Here is a 20,795-nt window from a genome sequence, read left to right as displayed (position 1 = left end):
CCTTATGCCTGATTACCGGTGCTGATGTTTTCCAGCGGAGCCGCAACCGGGTAGTAACTTTCATTGGTTTGCGCTTTGGTGCGAAGCCCGTCCGGTGCCTGATACATCGGCCCCAGGTGCGCGTAATGTTCGGTCATTTTGAGATATTCCGCCGTGCCAATCGTATCGAGATAACGGAACGGGCCGCCGTGGAACGGAGGGAAACCGATGCCGTACACCAGTGCCATATCAGCTTCTGCCGGGCTGGCAATAATGCCTTCCTCGAAGCAGCGCACCACTTCGTTAATCATCGGGATCATCATACGGGCGATGATATCCTGCGGTGAGAAGTCAGCGTGGCCCGGTTTGAGATTTTCAGCCAGCAGGCTGAGCACCTGTTCATCCACCTCTTTACGCGGTTTACCTTTGCTGTCTTCGCTGTAACGGTAGAAGCCCAGCTGATTTTTTTGGCCAAAGCGGCGGTTATCGAACAACACGTCCACGGCGTCACGATAGTCTCGCGCCATACGCTGCGGGAATCCGGCCGCCATGACCGCCTGCGCATGATGCGCGGTATCGATACCGACCACATCCAGCAGATATGCCGGGCCCATCGGCCAGCCGAACTGTTTTTCCATCACTTTGTCTATCTGGCGGAAATCTGCGCCGTCACGCAGCAGTAAACTAAAGCCGGAGAAGTACGGGAACAGGACGCGGTTGACGAAGAATCCCGGGCAGTCGTTGACCACAATCGGCGTTTTGCCCATGGTCAGTGCGTAAGAGACGATGCGCGACAATGTTTTATCTGAGGTTTTCGCGCCACGAACAATTTCCACCAGCGGCATACGATGCACCGGGTTGAAGAAGTGCATGCCGCAGAAGTTTTCCGGGCGTTTCAGCGAGGAAGCCAGCTGATCGATAGGAATAGTTGATGTGTTGGAGGCCAGAACGGTATCGGCGTCGAGTAACGATTCGGCCTCGGCCAGCACTGCGGCTTTCACTTTTGGATTTTCCACAACCGCTTCGACCACCACGTTGGCGCGTTCGATACCGCTGTAATCCAGCGTCGGATGAATGGTCGACAGCACTTTCGCCATCTTCAGTCCATCGAGCTTTCCGCGCTCGAGTTGCTTGTTGAGCAACTTGGCCGCTTCGTTCATGCCAAGCGTCAGGGACTGGTCATTGATGTCTTTCATCATGACCGGTACACCTTTCAGCGCGGACTGGTAAGCGATCCCGCCGCCCATAATGCCTGCGCCAAGCACGGCGGCCTGCACCGGTTTTTCGCTGTTATGCGCCAGTTTTTTAGCTTTGGCTTTGACGAACTGATCGTTAAGGAAAATGCTGACCAGCGCCCGCGCTTCTTTGGATTGTGCGAGGGGCACAAAGCTGGCGGTTTCCAGTTTGAGTGCTTCGTCGCGGCCAAGATGCGCGGCGGCTTCAATGGTTTTGACTGCGGTCATCGGTGCCGGATAGTGTTTGCCGGCATTCTGCATGACCATGCTTTTCGCCACGCTGAAACTCATCGCCGCTTCGATCTGGCTGAGTTTGAGCGGCAGGCGTTTCGGGTCACGGCGTTTTTGCCATTCCAGTTTGCCGTCAACCGCCTGTCTGAGCATGGAGATCCCGGCGTCGCGCAGCTTATCGGCATCAACCACCGCATCGACCAGCCCGACTTTCAGGGCTTCTTTCCCGCTGATGTTTTTACCCGCGGCGATAATTTCCAGGGCGCTGTCGGTACCAATCAGGCGCGGCAGGCGAACGGAACCGCCGAAGCCCGGCATAATCCCTAAACTGGTTTCCGGCAAACCAATGCGTGCATCGGCAGTGCTGATACGAAAATCGGTAGCCAGTACGCACTCGCAGCCGCCGCCCAGCGCATAACCGCTGATGGCAGAAAGCGTCGGCACCGGTAAATCTTCCAGTCGGTTGAAAATGCTGTTGGCGAAATTCAGCCACTCATGCAGTTTCTTCGCTGGCGCGTTAAACAGGGACAAAAATTCAGTGATGTCCGCACCGACTATGAAGGCCGGTTTGGCTGAGCTAAGCAGCAACCCTTTCAGGTCAGACTGCTTTTCGAGTACCGTAATCGCCTCGCCTAAGCTGGCGACCGTTTGAGTATCGAGCTTATTCACCGAGCCCGGAGCGTCGAACACCAGCTCCGCGATACCGCCGTCGAGCCAGTGCAGGTGTAATGTTTCGCCTTGGTAAAGCATGTGTCTCTCCTGAATCATCTGGGATGATCTGGTATGACCAGATGCTTTCGAGTGTGGTTATTATGTTAATAATTTGCAAATGAGATGTGTTTTATTTGCTGGCAAGATCACAAACCTTCCATGACTATGGCAGGCGTAAGGCTGTGATAAGATGCAGCATCGTCTTTCCGGTGAAAAAAGGACAGTTGGATGGAATCGCTTACTACGCTTTATAAAGAACATATCGCTACGTTGCAGTCGCGTGCCCGCGAAATTCTGCAACGTTCTCAGCTTGATGCGTTACTCATTCACTCTGGTGAACTGATAACGACCTTCCTTGATGACCACAGTTATCCCTTCAAAGTGAATCCGCAGTTCAAAGCCTGGGTGCCGGTCACCAAAGTGCCAAACTGCTGGTTGTGGGTCGATGGGGTGAATGCGCCGAAGCTGTGGTTCTATTCGCCGGTCGACTACTGGCACAGCCACGAGCCGCTGCCAGACTCGTTCTGGACCAAAGAGGTCGCCATTACGCCCTTAGCCAATGCCGATGACATCAAAGGCCAGTTGCCGGTGGATCTCAAGCGTGTCGGTTATATCGGTTCAAGCCAGGATCGCGCTATCAGCATGGGTGTGCCCGCAGCTAACGTGAACCCGAAAGCGGTGCTGGATTTCCTGCATTATCATCGTTCGTACAAAACCAGCTATGAGCTGGCCTGTATGCGTGAAGCGCAGAAAGTGGCCGTCAGCGGACATCGCGCGGCGAAAGAAGCTTTCCTTTCTGGCATGAGCGAGTTTGATATCAATCTGGCGTATCTCACCGCCACTGGCCATCGCGATACCGATGTGCCGTATGACAACATTGTCGCGCTGAATGAACACGCCTCCGTACTGCATTACACCACGCTCGATAACCAGCCGCCGTCCGAGATGCGCAGCTTTCTGCTGGATGCCGGTGCGGAGTACAACGGTTATGCCGCTGACCTTACCCGCACCTATGCCGGGAAACCGGACAGTGATTTCGGTGCGCTGGTAAAAGATCTCAATACCGAGCAGCTGGCTTTAATTGACTCGATTAAGTCCGGCGTGCGCTATACCGACTATCATGTTCAGATGCATCACCGCATCGCCAAACTATTGAAAGCGCACAAGCTGGTGTTGGATATCAGTGAAGACGCGATGGTGGAACAAAACCTGACCGGGCCATTCCTGCCGCATGGTCTTGGGCATCCGCTGGGATTGCAGGTGCATGACGTTGCTGGCTTTATGCAGGACGATAAAGGTACCCATCAGGCTGCGCCTTCGCAGTATCCGTATCTGCGTTGCACCCGCGTGATTGAGCCGGGCATGGTGCTGACCATCGAACCGGGTTTGTACTTCATCGATTCGCTGCTGGCGCCATTGCGCGAAGGGCAATTCAGTAAGCACTTTGCCTGGGATCGTATTGAAGCAATGAAGCCGTTTGGCGGGATCCGTATCGAGGACAATATTGTTATCCACGACAACCGTGTCGAAAACATGACCCGCGATCTGAAGCTGGCCTGATGCAGCCGTATCCCGTTCCCGCTGAGTCTGTCACTTTCAGCGAGGAGATAAAGAAGAGCCGCTTCATTACCTTCCTGGCAAGAACAGAAGGCGTCGAGGCGGCGAAAGCGTTTATTCAGGACATACGACATCAGCATCCGGCAGCGCGTCATCACTGCTGGGCGTTTGTGGCGGGTGCACCGGATGATTCGCAACAGCTGGGTTTTTCTGATGATGGCGAACCGGCAGGCACTGCGGGCAAACCCATCCTCAGTCAGCTGATGGGGAGCGGCGTCGGGGAAATCATTGCCGTCGTCGTGCGTTATTACGGTGGCATTATGCTGGGCACCGGCGGGCTGGTGAAAGCCTACGGCGGCGGGGTTCAGCAGGCATTAAAACAACTTACCGTGCAGCAAAAAGTTCCGCTGGCAGAATTCGCGGTGCAGTGTGATTACAGCCAGTTACAGCTGGTGGAAACGCTGCTCTCGCAAGTCGGCGGGCATATTTTACGCAGTGAGTTTGGCGCTGCGGTCGATCTCGTTCTGGCGCTGCCCGCTGCGGATGCAACGGCAACGGTCAGTCATCTGTTCGATATCAGCCGTGGCACGCTCATTCTGCGTCCGGTTTCTTAATTTTTTCTATGGTTAATTCGCTGAGGAACGCACCAGCATGCATTTTCGTGCCATAACACGCATCGTCGGGGTGCTTGTCATCCTGTTTTCCGGAACGATGATTATTCCCGGTCTGGTCGCTCTTATTTATCGGGACGGCGCGGGACGTGCGTTCAGCCAGACGTTCTTCGTCGCCCTGGCGATTGGACTTTTCCTCTGGCTCCCCAATCGAAAGCAGAAGAGTGAACTGAAGCCGCGCGAGGGTTTTCTCATCGTGGTCCTGTTCTGGACGGTGCTGGGCAGCGTCGGGGCATTACCCTTTCTGTTCTCCGAACGGCCAAACCTCTCACTCACCGATGCGTTCTTTGAATCTTTCTCCGGCCTGACGACGACCGGTGCGACTACTCTGGTCGGGCTGGATTCCTTACCGAAAGCGATTCTGTTCTACCGGCAAATGCTGCAATGGTTTGGCGGTATGGGGATCATCGTGCTCGCCGTAGCAATCCTGCCGATATTGGGCGTTGGCGGAATGCAGCTGTATCGCGCTGAAATGCCGGGGCCGCTGAAAGACAACAAGATGCGCCCGCGTATTGCTGAAACCGCGAAAACCTTGTGGCTGATCTATGTGTTGCTGACCATCGCCTGCGCATTATCGTTATGGGGCGCAGGGATGTCAGTCTTTGACGCCATCGGGCACAGCTTCTCGACTATTGCCATCGGCGGCTTCTCGACGCATGACGCCAGCATTGGTTATTTCCACAGCGGCACCATCAACAGCATTATCGCGGTGTTCTTGCTTATCTCCGGCTGTAACTATGGTCTGCATTTCGCGATGCTGAGTGGCCGTAACCTGAAGGTGTACTGGCGCGATCCGGAATTCCGCATGTTCATCGGCGTACAGTTTACGCTGGTAGTCATCTGCACAATTGTTCTGTGGATCCACAATGTCTACGGTTCCGGGCTGGAAACTATTAATCAGGCGTTCTTCCAGGTGGTGTCGATGGCGACCACGGCGGGTTACACCACAGACAGTATTTCAAAGTGGCCGCTGTTCCTGCCTCTTCTATTATTGTGTTCTGCGTTTATCGGTGGCTGTGCCGGTTCGACCGGCGGCGGCCTGAAGGTTATCCGTATCCTGCTGTTGTATTTACAGGGCTCGCGTGAACTGAAAAGACTGGTGCATCCGAATGCGGTTTACACCATCAAGCTGGGTAACCGCGCGCTGCCGGAACGTATCATCGAAGCCGTATGGGGATTTTTCTCGGCTTATGCGCTGGTATTTATTGTCAGCATGCTGGCGATTGTTGCGACTGGAGTGGATAACTTCTCGGCATTCGCCGCTGTGACGGCCACGCTGAATAACCTGGGGCCTGGGCTGGGCGTTGTCGCCGATAACTTTGCGTCCATGAATTCCGCGGCGAAATGGATCCTGATCGTCACCATGCTGTTTGGTCGTCTTGAGGTCTTCACACTATTAGTACTGTTTACGCCGACGTTCTGGCGCGAATAAGTTTTGGAAAGGGAAACAAGAATGAAAGCGTTGATACTCTACTCAAGCCGTGACGGGCAGACTCATGCCATCTCTTCTTATATTGCCAGTGAGCTGAAAGAGAAGTGCAGCTGCGATGTCATCGATCTGGTGCACGCCGGGCATGTTGATTTGAAAAGCTACGACCAGGTGATGATTGGCGCGTCTATCCGTTATGGTCACTTTAATGCGGTGCTGGATAAATTTGTGAAAAAGCACGCTGATACTCTTAACCAGATGCCATCGGCCTTCTTTGGCGTCAACCTCACCGCCCGTAAGCCTGAGAAGCGCAGCCCGCAGACGAATGCGTATGTGCGCAAGTTCCTGCTGAACTCACCTTGGGAACCGGCAATCTGTGGTGTCTTCGCGGGTGCGCTGCGTTATCCGCGTTATCGCTGGTTTGATAAGGTTATGATCCAACTTATTATGCGTATGACAGGCGGTGAAACGGACACCAGCAAAGAAGTTGAATACACAGACTGGCAGCAGGTTGCTAAATTCGCAGAGGATTTTGGGCAGATATCGTATAAAAAATCGCTTTAATGCAGGCTTTATAAACGTTTAGACCAAAAAGAAAGCACTCGAAAAGTTTTTTCAAATTAAAGGTTGCGGCCTTCTGAGAACTCCCTATAATGCGCCTCCACTGACCGGGAACAACGACTGAGAAGTCGCTCGGACAGGAAGAGAAAAAGATGAAAGTTCAAATGAATAATCTCTTGACTCTTCAGCGGGAAAACGTAATATACGCCTCCCGCGCCGCATAAGATTCCTTGCGAACCGCGGCATGCTCTTTAACAATTTATCAGACAATCTGTGTGGGCACTCACAAGACGATATCAGCCACCTCGGTGGCAAAAAATATCAAGTCTTAGAGTGACCAAGCAGTAATTCATTTAGTTGAATTATTACGAAGTAATCTTTGAGCACCGCTTAACTTGTTTAAGCAAATCGAACTTTTAATTGAAGAGTTTGATCATGGCTCAGATTGAACGCTGGCGGCAGGCCTAACACATGCAAGTCGAGCGGTAGCACAGGAGAGCTTGCTCTCTGGGTGACGAGCGGCGGACGGGTGAGTAATGTCTGGGAAACTGCCTGATGGAGGGGGATAACTACTGGAAACGGTAGCTAATACCGCATGACCTCGCAAGAGCAAAGTGGGGGACCTTCGGGCCTCACGCCATCGGATGTGCCCAGATGGGATTAGCTAGTAGGTGGGGTAATGGCTCACCTAGGCGACGATCCCTAGCTGGTCTGAGAGGATGACCAGCCACACTGGAACTGAGACACGGTCCAGACTCCTACGGGAGGCAGCAGTGGGGAATATTGCACAATGGGCGCAAGCCTGATGCAGCCATGCCGCGTGTGTGAAGAAGGCCTTAGGGTTGTAAAGCACTTTCAGCGAGGAGGAAGGCGTTGCAGTTAATAGCTGCAGCGATTGACGTTACTCGCAGAAGAAGCACCGGCTAACTCCGTGCCAGCAGCCGCGGTAATACGGAGGGTGCAAGCGTTAATCGGAATTACTGGGCGTAAAGCGCACGCAGGCGGTTTGTTAAGTCAGATGTGAAATCCCCGAGCTTAACTTGGGAACTGCATTTGAAACTGGCAAGCTAGAGTCTTGTAGAGGGGGGTAGAATTCCAGGTGTAGCGGTGAAATGCGTAGAGATCTGGAGGAATACCGGTGGCGAAGGCGGCCCCCTGGACAAAGACTGACGCTCAGGTGCGAAAGCGTGGGGAGCAAACAGGATTAGATACCCTGGTAGTCCACGCTGTAAACGATGTCGACTTGGAGGTTGTGCCCTTGAGGCGTGGCTTCCGGAGCTAACGCGTTAAGTCGACCGCCTGGGGAGTACGGCCGCAAGGTTAAAACTCAAATGAATTGACGGGGGCCCGCACAAGCGGTGGAGCATGTGGTTTAATTCGATGCAACGCGAAGAACCTTACCTACTCTTGACATCCACGGAATTCGCTAGAGATAGCTTAGTGCCTTCGGGAACCGTGAGACAGGTGCTGCATGGCTGTCGTCAGCTCGTGTTGTGAAATGTTGGGTTAAGTCCCGCAACGAGCGCAACCCTTATCCTTTGTTGCCAGCACGTAATGGTGGGAACTCAAAGGAGACTGCCGGTGATAAACCGGAGGAAGGTGGGGATGACGTCAAGTCATCATGGCCCTTACGAGTAGGGCTACACACGTGCTACAATGGCATATACAAAGAGAAGCAAACTCGCGAGAGCAAGCGGACCTCATAAAGTATGTCGTAGTCCGGATTGGAGTCTGCAACTCGACTCCATGAAGTCGGAATCGCTAGTAATCGTAGATCAGAATGCTACGGTGAATACGTTCCCGGGCCTTGTACACACCGCCCGTCACACCATGGGAGTGGGTTGCAAAAGAAGTAGGTAGCTTAACCTTCGGGAGGGCGCTTACCACTTTGTGATTCATGACTGGGGTGAAGTCGTAACAAGGTAACCGTAGGGGAACCTGCGGTTGGATCACCTCCTTACCTAAAGATACGCATTGTGCAGTGTCCACACAGATTGTCTGATGAAATTAATGAGCAAGAGCACCTGTTGATGCGGTAAGGGAGACCTTACGCTGATGCGAAAAGTGCCAAGCCCTTTTGGGGGTCTGGTGCGGATTTTTCGTGTCCCCATCGTCTAGAGGCCTAGGACACTGCCCTTTCACGGCTGTAACAGGGGTTCGAATCCCCTTGGGGACGCCACTCCGATAATGTGTGAAAGACATTATCACCGAATATCTTAAAGATGACTTTAACGAGTCGTGTTTAAGATATTGCTCTTTAACAATCTGGAACAAGCTGAAAATTGAAACATTACAGCTGAACATCACTCTCCGTAGAAGTACTGAGTGATGATTTTGTCTGTAATAGAGTCTCTCAAATAATCGCAATGCGACGATGTCTTTTAAGACACCTTCGGGTTGTGAGGTTAAGCGACTAAGCGTACACGGTGGATGCCTAGGCAGTCAGAGGCGATGAAGGGCGTGCTAATCTGCGAAAAGCGTCGGTAAGGTGATATGAACCGTTATAACCGACGATACCCGAATGGGGAAACCCAGTGTGTTTCGACACACTATTGCATGGTGAATACATAGCCATGCAAGGCGAACCGGGGGAACTGAAACATCTAAGTACCCCGAGGAAAAGAAATCAACCGAGATTCCCCCAGTAGCGGCGAGCGAACGGGGAAGAGCCCAGAACCTGAATCAGTTTGTGCATTAGTGGAAGCGTCTGGAAAGTCGCACAGTATAGGGTGATAGTCCCGTACACAAAAATGCACTTATTGTGAGTTCGATGAGTAGGGCGGGACACGTGACATCCTGTCTGAATATGGGGGGACCATCCTCCAAGGCTAAATACTCCTGACTGACCGATAGTGAACCAGTACCGTGAGGGAAAGGCGAAAAGAACCCCGGCGAGGGGAGTGAAATAGAACCTGAAACCGTGTACGTACAAGCAGTGGGAGCCTACTTTGTTGGGTGACTGCGTACCTTTTGTATAATGGGTCAGCGACTTATATTTTGTAGCAAGGTTAACCGAATAGGGGAGCCGTAGGGAAACCGAGTCTTAACTGGGCGTCAAGTTGCAAGGTATAGACCCGAAACCCGGTGATCTAGCCATGGGCAGGTTGAAGGTTGGGTAACACTAACTGGAGGACCGAACCGACTAATGTTGAAAAATTAGCGGATGACTTGTGGCTGGGGGTGAAAGGCCAATCAAACCGGGAGATAGCTGGTTCTCCCCGAAAGCTATTTAGGTAGCGCCTCGTGAACTCATCTTCGGGGGTAGAGCACTGTTTCGACTAGGGGGCCATCCCGGCTTACCAACTCGATGCAAACTCCGAATACCGAAGAATGTTATCACGGGAGACACACGGCGGGTGCTAACGTCCGTCGTGAAGAGGGAAACAACCCAGACCGCCAGCTAAGGTCCCAAAGTCATGGTTAAGTGGGAAACGATGTGGGAAGGCATAGACAGCCAGGATGTTGGCTTAGAAGCAGCCATCATTTAAAGAAAGCGTAATAGCTCACTGGTCGAGTCGGCCTGCGCGGAAGATGTAACGGGGCTAAACCATGCACCGAAGCTGCGGCAGCGACGCTTAGGCGTTGTTGGGTAGGGGAGCGTTCTGTAAGCCGTCGAAGGTGTCCTGTGAGGGGTGCTGGAGGTATCAGAAGTGCGAATGCTGACATAAGTAACGATAATGCGGGTGAAAAACCCGCACGCCGGAAGACCAAGGGTTCCTGTCCAACGTTAATCGGGGCAGGGTGAGTCGACCCCTAAGGCGAGGCTGAAAAGCGTAGTCGATGGGAAGCTGGTTAATATTCCAGCACTTGGTGTTACTGCGAAGGGGGGACGGAGAAGGCTAGGCTAGCCGGGCGACGGTTGTCCCGGTTCAAGCGTGTAGGGGGTGTGACTTGGTAAATCCGGTTACATATTCAACCCTGAGGCGTGATAACGAGCCACTACGGTGGTGAAGTAGTTGATGCCATGCTTCCAGGAAAAGCCTCTAAGCTCCAGGTAACACGAAATCGTACCCCAAACCGACACAGGTGGTCAGGTAGAGAATACTCAGGCGCTTGAGAGAACTCGGGTGAAGGAACTAGGCAAAATGGTGCCGTAACTTCGGGAGAAGGCACGCTGGCGCGTAGGTGAAGAGACTTGCTCTCGGAGCCGAAGCCAGTCGCAGATACCAGCTGGCTGCAACTGTTTAATAAAAACACAGCACTGTGCAAACACGAAAGTGGACGTATACGGTGTGACGCCTGCCCGGTGCCGGAAGGTTAATTGATGGGGTTAGCAGCAATGCGAAGCTCTTGATCGAAGCCCCGGTAAACGGCGGCCGTAACTATAACGGTCCTAAGGTAGCGAAATTCCTTGTCGGGTAAGTTCCGACCTGCACGAATGGCGTAATGATGGCCAGGCTGTCTCCACCCGAGACTCAGTGAAATTGAACTCGCTGTGAAGATGCAGTGTACCCGCGGCAAGACGGAAAGACCCCGTGAACCTTTACTATAGCTTGACACTGAACATTGAGCCTTGATGTGTAGGATAGGTGGGAGGCTTTGAAGCGTGGACGCCAGTCTGCGTGGAGCCAACCTTGAAATACCACCCTTTAATGTTTGATGTTCTAACTCGGCCCCGTGATCCGGGGTGAGGACAGTGTCTGGTGGGTAGTTTGACTGGGGCGGTCTCCTCCTAAAGAGTAACGGAGGAGCACGAAGGTTAGCTAATCACGGTCGGACATCGTGAGGTTAGTGCAATGGCATAAGCTAGCTTGACTGCGAGAGTGACGGCTCGAGCAGGTACGAAAGTAGGTCATAGTGATCCGGTGGTTCTGAATGGAAGGGCCATCGCTCAACGGATAAAAGGTACTCCGGGGATAACAGGCTGATACCGCCCAAGAGTTCATATCGACGGCGGTGTTTGGCACCTCGATGTCGGCTCATCACATCCTGGGGCTGAAGTAGGTCCCAAGGGTACGGCTGTTCGCCGTTTAAAGTGGTACGCGAGCTGGGTTTAGAACGTCGTGAGACAGTTCGGTCCCTATCTGCCGTGGGCGTTGGAAGATTGAGAGGGGCTGCTCCTAGTACGAGAGGACCGGAGTGGACGCATCACTGGTGTTCGGGTTGTCATGCCAATGGCATTGCCCGGTAGCTAAATGCGGAAAAGATAAGCGCTGAAAGCATCTAAGCGCGAAACTTGCCTCGAGATGAGTCTTCCCTGTGGCTTTAAGCCACCTGAAGGGACGTTTAAGACTAAGACGTTGATAGGCTGGGTGTGTAAGTGCAGCGATGCATTGAGCTAACCAGTACTAATGACCCGAGAGGCTTAACCTTACAACACCAAAGGTGTTTTGATTAGAGTGACTCTGCTGCGCGCGAGCGTGTGGAAGTAGATTTTCAGCGACGTTCCGAGATTGGTTCGTATGGCGAGGCGTTGTGAGAAATCACGGTGCGTGGCGGTACGGATGAAACAGAATTTGCCTGGCGGCACTAGCGCGGTGGTCCCACCTGACCCCATGCCGAACTCAGAAGTGAAACGCCGTAGCGCCGATGGTAGTGTGGGGTCTCCCCATGCGAGAGTAGGGAACTGCCAGGCATCAAATAAGTGGAAAGCCCTGTACTGACGTACAGGGCTTTTTGCTGTCTGGGATTTGGGTGAACGACGGGGGATTTAGCAGTCATTGAATCGTTATCTTTCTATCTGTGCTCTCCCGAGCGCTGATAAAACGCTGCCCCAGAGGTTATCGAATCAGTTAAACTATGCACAAATAAGTCACTCATGAGTAATATGTTATGTCGACTGACGACACCTCGCTTCAATCCCTGAATACCTTTTCTTTAGCTGCACATGCTGCTGTCATTACACATATAAATAATACAACTCAGCTGACCGATGCATGGAAAAAGGCGCAAGAAAAACAGCAGCCATTTCTATTGCTGGGCGAGGGTAGCAACGTTCTGTTTCTTGAAGACTTCACAGGATCTGTCGTTCTGAACAGAATCAAAGGTATTGAAGTGACGGAGAGAGCAGATGAATGGCTATTACACGTCGGTGCCGGGGAGAACTGGCACCAGCTGGTGTGCTTCGCTCTCGAACATAATATTCCTGGATTAGAAAATCTCGCATTGATCCCCGGCTGTGTCGGGTCTGCGCCAATTCAGAATATTGGCGCCTACGGCATTGAGCTGCAAAGTGTCTGCGACTATGTTGACGTTTTAGACATGCGAACGGGCAAGATAACCCGACTTCAGTCAGATGAGTGTCAGTTTGGATATCGTGAAAGCATCTTCAAACATGCTTATAAGGACGGTTATGCCATTGTCGCTGTAGGTTTAAAGCTGACTAAGCACTGGCAACCTAAGCTGACCTATGGAGATCTCACTCGCTTTGATCCTCAAACGGTCACTGCGCGTCAGATTTTCGATTCAGTGTGTGCAATGCGTCTGAGTAAACTGCCTGATCCTGCTATTACCGGTAATGCTGGTAGTTTTTACAAGAATCCGACGGTTGATGCAGCCACCGCTGAAAAGATCCGCAGTGAATTTCCTTCCATGCCATTTTACCCTCAGCCTAACGGGCAGGTAAAACTAGCCGCAGGCTGGCTGGTTGAACAGGCACATCTTAAAGGGTTCAGCATTGGCGGGGCAGCCGTACATCAGAACCAGGCGCTGGTGTTGATCAACAAAGATCACGCAAGCAGTGCAGATGTTCGTGCGTTGGCAAAACATGTACGAAATACCGTTGCTGCGAAGTTTGGTATCTGGCTCGAACCGGAAGTCCGTTTTATCGCCGCCGGTGGCGAAGTAAATGCCGTGGAGGCGCTGTCATGAAAGATATTACGGTTCCCCTGCACTTAATCTCTATTCTGGCCGACGGTGAGTTCCATTCTGGTGAACAGCTGGGTGGTGCGCTGGGAATGAGCCGCGCCGCGATTAACAAGCATATCCAAACCGTGCGCGACTGGGGTGTAGATATTTTCACTGTACCTGGAAAAGGATATAGCCTTCCACATCCCATCCAGTTATTGGATGAAGCTAAGATTCATTCCATGCTGCCAGCGGGTCGGGTAAATGTTCTGCCCGTCATTGATTCTACTAACCAATACCTTCTCGACAGGATCGGTGAACTGAGCTCGGGAGATGCGTGTGTTGCTGAATACCAGCAGGCAGGGCGAGGACGTCGAGGAAGAAAATGGTTTTCGCCATTTGGCAGCAACCTCTATCTTTCAATGTACTGGAAACTCGATCAAGGTCCGGCTGCTGCAATGGGGCTCAGTCTGGTTATTGGGATTGTTATGGCTGAAGTCCTTCAGCGCCTTGGGGCTGAAGACGTAAGGGTTAAGTGGCCTAATGACCTTTATCTGAAAGACAGAAAGCTGGCAGGTATTCTGGTTGAACTGACGGGAAAAACCGGGGATGCAGCACAGTTGGTTATCGGTGCGGGCATTAACCTTAGAATGCGCGAACCCGAAGCGGACACCATTAATCAGGGCTGGATAAACTTGCAGGAAGCGGGTGTCAATATCGATCGCAATGAGTTGACAGCAATGCTACTGAAAGAATTACGTGCTGCATTATTACATTTTGAGAAAGAAGGACTGGCACCCTTTATTAGCCGTTGGCGTGGCTTAGATAATTTCCTCGACCGGCCAGTAAAATTGCTGATTGGCGTTCAGGAAATTCACGGTATTGAACGTGGGATTGATCAACAAGGCGCTTTATTGCTAGAACAGGATGGCATAATTAAGCCTTATATCGGAGGGGAAATATCCCTGCGCGGGCGATGAAATAAAAAAGGAGAGCCGCGGCTCTCCTTGTCAATTCTGGCAACCTATTTTCTCAATCTGACATTTTCAACCGCGTGGTTAGCACTCTTGGTCAAAATGAGGCTTGCCCGCTCTCTCGTTGGAAGAATGTTTTCCTTAAGATTCAATCCGTTGATCTCATTCCATAGCTGCGTTGCAATATTCACTGCCTCTTCTTCTGGTAGCTTTGCATAGTGATGGAAATAAGAATCCGGATCGGAAAATGCACCCTGACGGAATTTCAGGAAGCGATTGATATACCAGCCCTGCAATAAATCTTCAGGTGCATCAACGTATATTGAAAAATCGACGAAATCTGAGACGAATACCCGATGCGGGTCATGAGGGTAATCCATGCCGCTTTGTAAAACGTTCAATCCTTCAAGAATAAGTATGTCTGGCTGTTCAATGACCTTATTTCCTTCTGGGATCACATCATAAATCAAATGCGAATATACCGGTGCGGTAACAGTTTTCGCACCAGATTTTACTTCAGAAACAAAGTTGACCAGCTGGTGCATATCGTAGGACTGAGGGAAGCCTTTCTTCTTCATGATCCCACGCTCCTGGAGCGTCTTATTGGGATAGAGGAACCCATCAGTTGTGATCAGTTCGACAGAACGATGCTCAGGCCAGCGGCTTAACAGCGCTTGCAGAACGCGCGCAGTGGTGCTTTTCCCTACTGCCACACTTCCCGCAATACCAATGACATAAGGGATCTTCTGGCCATCAGTGCCCAGGAATTGCTCAAGTACAGCCTGCCGGCGCAGGTTTGAACTGATATAGAAATTGAGAAGACGTGAAAGTGGCAAATAGATTTGTGCCACTTCTTCGAGGGATAAGTCCTCGTTGATGCCTTTGAGGTTCACCACTTCCGCTTCTTTGAGCGTTAACGGCACTGAATCACGTAAAGCAGCCCACTGTGCACGATCAAACTGCAAGTAAGGCGTTGCCAAAGATGGGTCTCTTTTTTTCATAAGTTAAAGTCTGCCTGTTAGCGCAGGTCAGGATAGGCGCTCACGCCAACTCCAGACAGTAAACCAGCAGCATATTATAGACAGCTTCGTTTTCAGGGGAGATCTTTTTCTTATAACTTAACGATTTCTTTGATTGAGTTAAAATTTTTTTGAGAAAGTAATGTAAACGCTGAAGAACGATGAGGCTGAGGTGCGGGTGGGATACGCAGCTGTCAGGTTAAAAGAGAGAAAGGGAAGAACAACCTATGGGTTGGAGTTTTTTGCAATAAACCACTTCATTTTTTCTACTGTAACCCGGGGATCCGGCCTGGCAGGGCGCACACCGATAACCCTGTGCGCGATAAAATGCTTCTGCCCCGGAACCGGACTGCATGTCCGAGGAGAGCAACGAGTAGCGTAAATCCTGCGCCTTATTTTCTGACTCCCGTAATAGTAAACGTCCTATACCCCGTCTCCGGGCCCGTGAACATACCAGTAAAGTGCTGACCTCGGCCTGATAGGGTGTGTCAGATGAACGGGTCAAATCAAGTAGCAGCGTGCCAGCGACACCTTGCTCATCCCTGGCTATCCACAGCAACAGTTCATGATGAGAAAGGGCGGGGCGCAAATCATGAAACGTATCCTCGGCTTCTTGATGTTCAAAAGTGCAGGGCAACCCTGCAGAAACTCCCTGACGACTGGCTTCTATAAGTAAGCAAGCGAGCTCGTCGCGATAGACAGGCAATGTGGCGGCATTAAGCATGACAATTTTCATTCCTTACCTCTCAAATGACAGCACGTCATACGTATAAGGAGTTATGCAAAAGATACGCCACAATAAAATAGCTTGAAAACAAGGCGTCTGAGGGGGAAAGAGTTCCATTGTGACCATCTATGAGGCGTGCGCGCATTTATGGTGCATAAAGAGTGGCTGCGACTCACTTGACCCATTTTTTGGTAAAGCAGCCACATAACACCAGTGAGGCTGGTGTTTACCTGCGAAAGTATTGGGCATTATTTGGATGTTATTTGCACGGATATAGGGGTGAAAGATGGAAAAACCCTATTTTTTGAATAAAACATGAGCTAAGAAGCAATTCATGCAATTTTTTAGTTGCATACCCCGCAAAGTCTCCCTAGAATGCGCAGCACTTGATGCCGGCATAGCTCAGTTGGTAGAGCAACTGACTTGTAATCAGTAGGTCCCGAGTTCGACTCTTGGTGCCGGCACCAATCAAGTACTTAACAATTAGGTGGGGTTCCCGAGCGGCCAAAGGGAGCAGACTGTAAATCTGCCGTCATCGACTTCGAAGGTTCGAATCCTTCCCCCACCACCATACAGGCCTTAGCAATGAGGCAGCTTAAAGTGATAAAGTCGCTTTAAGTGAAGGTGAGGAATTAAGTGTCTCACGTCCTTTTCCCCGTCTTCGAAGTTCTTCAGAAAAATTAGGTAGCCGAGTTCCAGGACGCGGGCATCGTATAATGGCTATTACCTCAGCCTTCCAAGCTGATGATGTGGGTTCGATTCCCACTGCCCGCTCCAAGTATGTGCTGATATAGCTCAGTTGGTAGAGCGCACCCTTGGTAAGGGTGAGGTCGGCAGTTCGAATCTGCCTATCAGCACCACTTCCAAATCCTCCCTCCCTGATTTTCTTTCTGTAAACTAATTCGTCAAGCAAACTGCTTGGTTGATGTGGTGATACCACCGATTTAACCGTGTCTTAGAGGGACAATCGATGTCTAAAGAAAAGTTTGAACGTACAAAACCGCACGTTAACGTTGGTACTATCGGCCACGTTGACCACGGTAAAACTACCCTGACTGCAGCAATCACTACCGTTCTGGCTAAAACCTACGGCGGTTCTGCACGCGCATTCGACCAGATCGATAACGCACCAGAAGAAAAAGCTCGTGGTATCACCATCAACACTTCACACGTTGAATATGACACCCCAAGCCGTCACTACGCGCACGTTGACTGCCCAGGCCACGCCGACTATGTGAAAAACATGATCACCGGTGCTGCTCAGATGGATGGCGCGATCCTGGTTGTTGCTGCGACTGATGGCCCTATGCCACAGACCCGTGAGCACATCCTGTTGGGCCGCCAGGTTGGCGTTCCATACATGATCGTATTCATGAACAAATGCGACATGGTTGATGACGAAGAGCTGCTGGAATTGGTAGAAATGGAAGTTCGTGAACTTCTTTCTCTGTACGAATTCCCAGGCGACGACATCCCAGTTGTTCGTGGTTCAGCGCTGAAAGCACTGGAAGGCGAAGCTGAGTGGGAAGCTAAAATCATCGAACTGGCCGGTTACCTGGACAGCTACATCCCAGAACCAGAACGTGCTATCGACCAGCCGTTCCTGCTGCCAATCGAAGACGTATTCTCCATCTCCGGCCGTGGTACTGTTGTTACCGGTCGTGTAGAGCGCGGTATCGTTAAAGTCGGCGAAGAAGTTGAAATCGTTGGTATCAAAGATACCGTGAAATCAACTTGTACTGGCGTTGAAATGTTCCGCAAACTGCTTGACGAAGGTCGTGCAGGCGAGAACGTTGGTGTTCTGCTGCGCGGTATCAAGCGTGAAGACATCGAACGTGGTCAGGTTCTGGCTAAACCAGGTTCAATCAAACCACACACTACCTTTGACTCAGAAGTTTATATTCTGAGCAAAGACGAAGGCGGCCGTCATACTCCGTTCTTCAAAGGCTACCGTCCACAGTTCTACTTCCGTACAACTGACGTGACCGGTACCATCGAACTGCCAGAAGGCGTTGAGATGGTAATGCCTGGCGACAACATCAACATGGTTGTTACCCTGATCCATCCAATCGCGATGGACCAAGGTCTGCGTTTCGCAATCCGTGAAGGTGGCCGTACCGTAGGTGCAGGTGTTGTTGCTAAAGTTATCGCTTAATTGCCGATAGACTTTTTTGTCACTATACGTTGACGCAATACACACTAAAAGGGCATCATTCGATGCCCTTTTTTTCTACGCTGTGGCGCTAGAACCTATCTCATCAGCGATTTATACGTCATAATCATTGGTGAGATAGGCTCTGAGATATAGCGTAAAACACCGAATTGCGCTCGAGTAGAGCATCGATCGGTTTGGTTTGCCTCGCAATGCGAGGCAAAGTTGTTTGTTCTGAATCATTGTGACGGGTTGGTTTATGAGTGCGAATACCGAGGCTCAAGGGAGCGGGCGCGGCCTGGAAGCGGTAAAGTGGCTGATTGTTGCCGTTTTGTTGGTTGTAGCTATTGTCGGTAACTATTATTACCGTGCATACAGCCTGCCGTTACGCGCGTTAGCAGTAGTTGTAATTATCGCAATTGCAGGCGCAGTGGCATTATTGACCACTAAAGGCAAAGCGACGGTTGCGTTTGCTCGTGAAGCGCGCACCGAAGTACGTAAAGTCATTTGGCCAACGCGCCAGGAAACATTGCATACCACACTGATCGTTGCTGCGGTGACTGCCGTTATGTCTCTGATTCTGTGGGGGCTGGATGGTATTTTAGTCCGCCTGGTATCCTTCATTACTGGTCTGAGGTTCTAAATGTCTGAAGCACCTAAAAAACGTTGGTACGTCGTTCAGGCGTTTTCTGGCTTTGAAGGCCGCGTAGCGCAATCGCTGCGTGAGCACATCAAATTACATGACATGGAAGAGCTGTTTGGCGAAGTCATGGTTCCAACCGAAGAAGTGGTTGAAATCCGTGGTGGCCAGCGCCGTAAGAGCGAGCGTAAATTCTTCCCGGGTTATGTGCTGGTTCAGATGGTGATGAATGACGCCAGCTGGCACTTAGTACGCAGCGTTCCTCGTGTAATGGGCTTCATCGGTGGGACATCTGATCGTCCTGCGCCGATCAGCGACAAAGAAGTTGATGCGATCATGAATCGCCTGCAACAAGTGGGTGATAAACCACGTCCTAAAACATTGTTTGAACCAGGTGAACTGGTACGTGTTAGTGACGGTCCGTTTGCGGACTTCAATGGTGTGGTCGAAGAAGTGGATTACGAAAAAAGCCGCCTGAAAGTCTCTGTTTCCATCTTTGGCCGTGCAACACCGGTTGAACTGGACTTCGGTCAGGTAGAAAAAGGCTAACAACTACGTTCGATAATCATTAGAACAGATGTTGTACAGGGCGCGAAATTGAACTATAATTTCGCGCCTTTTGTTTTTATGTGCAGCCTCTGCGCGTAAAACTGTAAAGTACTACAAATAACGGGGAGCCTCTTTAAACAGGCGATATCACCCAAACGAGGATATTTACCATGGCCAAGAAAGTACAAGCCTACGTTAAGCTGCAAGTTGCAGCTGGTATGGCAAACCCAAGTCCGCCAGTTGGTCCAGCATTGGGTCAACAAGGCGTGAACATCATGGAATTCTGTAAGGCGTTCAATGCTAAGACTGATAGCATGGAAAAAGGCCTGCCAATTCCTGTTGTTATTACTGTTTATTCTGACCGTTCTTTCACTTTCGTTACCAAAACCCCTCCTGCAGCAGTACTGCTGAAGAAAGCGGCTGGTATCAAGTCTGGTTCCGGCAAGCCGAACAAAGACAAAGTGGGTAAAGTAACGAGTGCTCAGGTTCGTGAAATCGCAGAAACCAAAGCTGCGGACATGACTGGTTCTGACGTTGAAGCGATGACTCGCTCCATCGAAGGTACTGCTCGTTCCATGGGCCTGGTAGTGGAGGATTAATAAATGGCTAAGCTGACCAAGCGCATGCGCGTGATCCGTGACAAAGTTGATGCTACTAAACAGTATGACATCACCGAAGCCGTTGCTCTGCTCAAAGAGCTGGCCACTGCTAAATTCGTAGAAAGCGTGGACGTTGCCGTTAATCTCGGCATCGACGCACGTAAATCTGATCAAAACGTTCGCGGTGCAACCGTTCTGCCACACGGCACCGGTCGTTCTGTTCGCGTTGCCGTCTTCGCCCAAGGTGCAAACGCTGAAGCTGCTAAAGCTGCAGGCGCTGAACTGGTAGGTATGGAAGATCTGGCAGATCAGATCAAAAAAGGCGAAATGAACTTCGACGTTGTTATCGCATCTCCAGATGCAATGCGCGTTGTTGGCCAATTAGGTCAGGTACTGGGTCCACGTGGCCTGATGCCTAACCCGAAAGTTGGTACTGTAACTCCTAACGTTGCTGAAGCAGTTAAGAACGCTAAAGCAGGTCAGGTTCGTTATCGTAACGACAAAAACGGCATCATCCATACCACTATCGGTAAGGTTGATTTCGAATCCGACAAGCTGAAAGAAAACCTTGAAGCTCTGTTGATCGCTCTGAAAAAAGCGAAGCCTTCCCAGGCTAAAGGCGTTTTCATCAAGAAAGTCAGCCTGTCCACCACCATGGGCGCCGGCGTTTCTGTTGATCAAAGCGGCCTGAGCGCAGTAGTTAGCTAATTAACTACCTGTGTTTATCGCTTTACGCGGGGGGTGGATTTGTATAAAATCTATCGCCCGTTGTTTCGTTAACGCGAAACCAAGAATTTTTCGGTTGGAGCCTGGCCTATCCAGGCCTCCGTCCAAGACCGCAGGTGTCCCGAAAGGGACTTAATCCTTCCTGCGTAGACGGTGACAGAGCCTGAAGAAAGTATTTCTTTTTTATTCTTAATTAAGATTTGTCTTTGCTGGATTCTCTGCTCACCGTGTTTGAACGCTTGATATCGA

At 51.0% G+C, this 20,795-nt stretch carries 14 protein-coding genes, 5 tRNA genes and 3 rRNA genes; 19 read left to right on the top strand and 3 right to left on the bottom strand.

The window, feature by feature from the left end:
• Nucleotides 1–2: 2 nt before the first annotated feature.
• A complete protein-coding gene (fadB, locus tag I2123_RS00445; protein ID WP_213051560.1) occupies nucleotides 3–2,195 on the bottom strand; it encodes a fatty acid oxidation complex subunit alpha FadB in 2,193 nt (730 codons plus the stop codon).
• A gap of 189 nt (nucleotides 2,196–2,384) precedes the next feature.
• Here fadB and pepQ point away from each other — a divergent pair, with 189 nt between their 5' ends.
• The 10 genes from pepQ to birA all read left to right on the top strand — a co-directional run bounded on the left by pepQ (nucleotide 2,385) and on the right by birA (nucleotide 14,140).
• Complete coding sequence (pepQ, locus tag I2123_RS00440; protein WP_213051559.1) at nucleotides 2,385–3,716, top strand: Xaa-Pro dipeptidase; 1,332 nt, start codon at nucleotides 2,385–2,387, stop codon at nucleotides 3,714–3,716.
• Nucleotides 3,716–4,327, top strand: coding sequence for an IMPACT family protein (locus I2123_RS00435; RefSeq protein WP_112168247.1), 612 nt, complete (start codon nucleotides 3,716–3,718; stop codon nucleotides 4,325–4,327). Before pepQ ends, I2123_RS00435 begins: the two co-directional genes overlap by 1 nt.
• A 37-nt stretch (nucleotides 4,328–4,364) precedes the next feature.
• Nucleotides 4,365–5,816, top strand: coding sequence for a Trk system potassium transporter TrkH (gene trkH / locus I2123_RS00430; protein WP_213051558.1), 1,452 nt, complete (start codon nucleotides 4,365–4,367; stop codon nucleotides 5,814–5,816).
• Between the two features lie 21 nt (nucleotides 5,817–5,837).
• Entirely contained in the window at nucleotides 5,838–6,377 is a 540-nt protein-coding gene (gene hemG / locus I2123_RS00425) for a menaquinone-dependent protoporphyrinogen IX dehydrogenase (protein ID WP_112168249.1), read from the top strand.
• Nucleotides 6,378–6,791: 414 nt separating this feature from the next.
• Nucleotides 6,792–8,334, top strand: a 16S ribosomal RNA gene (locus I2123_RS00420).
• 143 nt (nucleotides 8,335–8,477) lie between these two features.
• Nucleotides 8,478–8,553: transfer RNA gene (locus tag I2123_RS00415), tRNA-Glu, on the top strand.
• A 224-nt stretch (nucleotides 8,554–8,777) separates the two neighbouring features.
• A 23S ribosomal RNA gene (locus tag I2123_RS00410) occupies nucleotides 8,778–11,687 on the top strand.
• Nucleotides 11,688–11,833: 146 nt separating this feature from the next.
• A 5S ribosomal RNA gene (rrf, locus tag I2123_RS00405) occupies nucleotides 11,834–11,949 on the top strand.
• Together the 16S, 23S and 5S rRNA genes with 1 tRNA gene alongside form the textbook arrangement of a ribosomal RNA operon.
• A gap of 197 nt (nucleotides 11,950–12,146) precedes the next feature.
• Nucleotides 12,147–13,184 carry a UDP-N-acetylmuramate dehydrogenase gene (gene murB, locus I2123_RS00400; RefSeq protein ID WP_213051557.1) on the top strand — a complete coding sequence of 346 codons (1,038 nt, stop codon included), beginning with the start codon at nucleotides 12,147–12,149 and terminating at the stop codon, nucleotides 13,182–13,184.
• Nucleotides 13,181–14,140, top strand: a complete 960-nt coding sequence (birA, locus tag I2123_RS00395; RefSeq protein WP_213051556.1) for a bifunctional biotin--[acetyl-CoA-carboxylase] ligase/biotin operon repressor BirA — start codon at nucleotides 13,181–13,183, stop codon at nucleotides 14,138–14,140. The genes murB and birA overlap by 4 nt, the downstream gene beginning before the upstream one ends.
• Before the next feature lie 44 nt (nucleotides 14,141–14,184).
• On the opposite strand, the gene coaA is transcribed toward birA, so the two are convergent.
• Nucleotides 14,185–15,135, bottom strand: a complete 951-nt coding sequence (coaA, locus tag I2123_RS00390) for a type I pantothenate kinase (protein WP_112169354.1) — start codon at nucleotides 15,133–15,135, stop codon at nucleotides 14,185–14,187.
• Between the two features lie 217 nt (nucleotides 15,136–15,352).
• Nucleotides 15,353–15,889, bottom strand: a complete 537-nt coding sequence (locus tag I2123_RS00385; RefSeq protein WP_213051555.1) for a GNAT family N-acetyltransferase — start codon at nucleotides 15,887–15,889, stop codon at nucleotides 15,353–15,355.
• A gap of 382 nt (nucleotides 15,890–16,271) precedes the next feature.
• Between I2123_RS00385 and I2123_RS00380 the strand changes: the two genes are divergently transcribed.
• The 9 genes from I2123_RS00380 to rplA all read left to right on the top strand — a co-directional run bounded on the left by I2123_RS00380 (nucleotide 16,272) and on the right by rplA (nucleotide 20,528).
• Nucleotides 16,272–16,347, top strand: a tRNA-Thr gene (locus I2123_RS00380).
• A gap of 19 nt (nucleotides 16,348–16,366) precedes the next feature.
• Nucleotides 16,367–16,451, top strand: a tRNA-Tyr gene (locus tag I2123_RS00375).
• 131 nt (nucleotides 16,452–16,582) lie between these two features.
• Nucleotides 16,583–16,657, top strand: a tRNA-Gly gene (locus I2123_RS00370).
• A gap of 7 nt (nucleotides 16,658–16,664) precedes the next feature.
• A tRNA-Thr gene (locus tag I2123_RS00365) sits at nucleotides 16,665–16,740 on the top strand.
• Nucleotides 16,741–16,850: 110 nt separating this feature from the next.
• Nucleotides 16,851–18,035 (top strand): elongation factor Tu, encoded by a 1,185-nt coding sequence (gene tuf, locus I2123_RS00360; RefSeq protein ID WP_213051554.1) that lies wholly within the window; start codon nucleotides 16,851–16,853, stop codon nucleotides 18,033–18,035.
• Nucleotides 18,036–18,291: 256 nt separating this feature from the next.
• Nucleotides 18,292–18,675: a preprotein translocase subunit SecE gene (gene secE / locus I2123_RS00355; protein WP_013577415.1), complete on the top strand. Its 384-nt coding sequence runs from the start codon at nucleotides 18,292–18,294 to the stop codon at nucleotides 18,673–18,675.
• Nucleotides 18,676–19,221 (top strand): transcription termination/antitermination protein NusG, encoded by a 546-nt coding sequence (gene nusG, locus I2123_RS00350; RefSeq protein ID WP_056777953.1) that lies wholly within the window; start codon nucleotides 18,676–18,678, stop codon nucleotides 19,219–19,221.
• A gap of 170 nt (nucleotides 19,222–19,391) precedes the next feature.
• Nucleotides 19,392–19,820 (top strand): 50S ribosomal protein L11, encoded by a 429-nt coding sequence (gene rplK, locus I2123_RS00345; RefSeq protein ID WP_013577413.1) that lies wholly within the window; start codon nucleotides 19,392–19,394, stop codon nucleotides 19,818–19,820.
• Between the two features lie 3 nt (nucleotides 19,821–19,823).
• Nucleotides 19,824–20,528, top strand: coding sequence for a 50S ribosomal protein L1 (gene rplA / locus I2123_RS00340; RefSeq protein ID WP_112166685.1), 705 nt, complete (start codon nucleotides 19,824–19,826; stop codon nucleotides 20,526–20,528).
• The last annotated feature ends 267 nt before the right edge of the window (nucleotides 20,529–20,795 follow it).

This window comes from Rahnella inusitata, from assembly GCF_018288855.1.
Taxonomy (GTDB): Bacteria; Pseudomonadota; Gammaproteobacteria; order Enterobacterales; family Enterobacteriaceae; genus Rahnella; species Rahnella inusitata.
The sequence above is the reverse complement of the archived record's forward strand: the minus strand, read 5'-3'. Positions and strand labels throughout refer to the sequence as shown.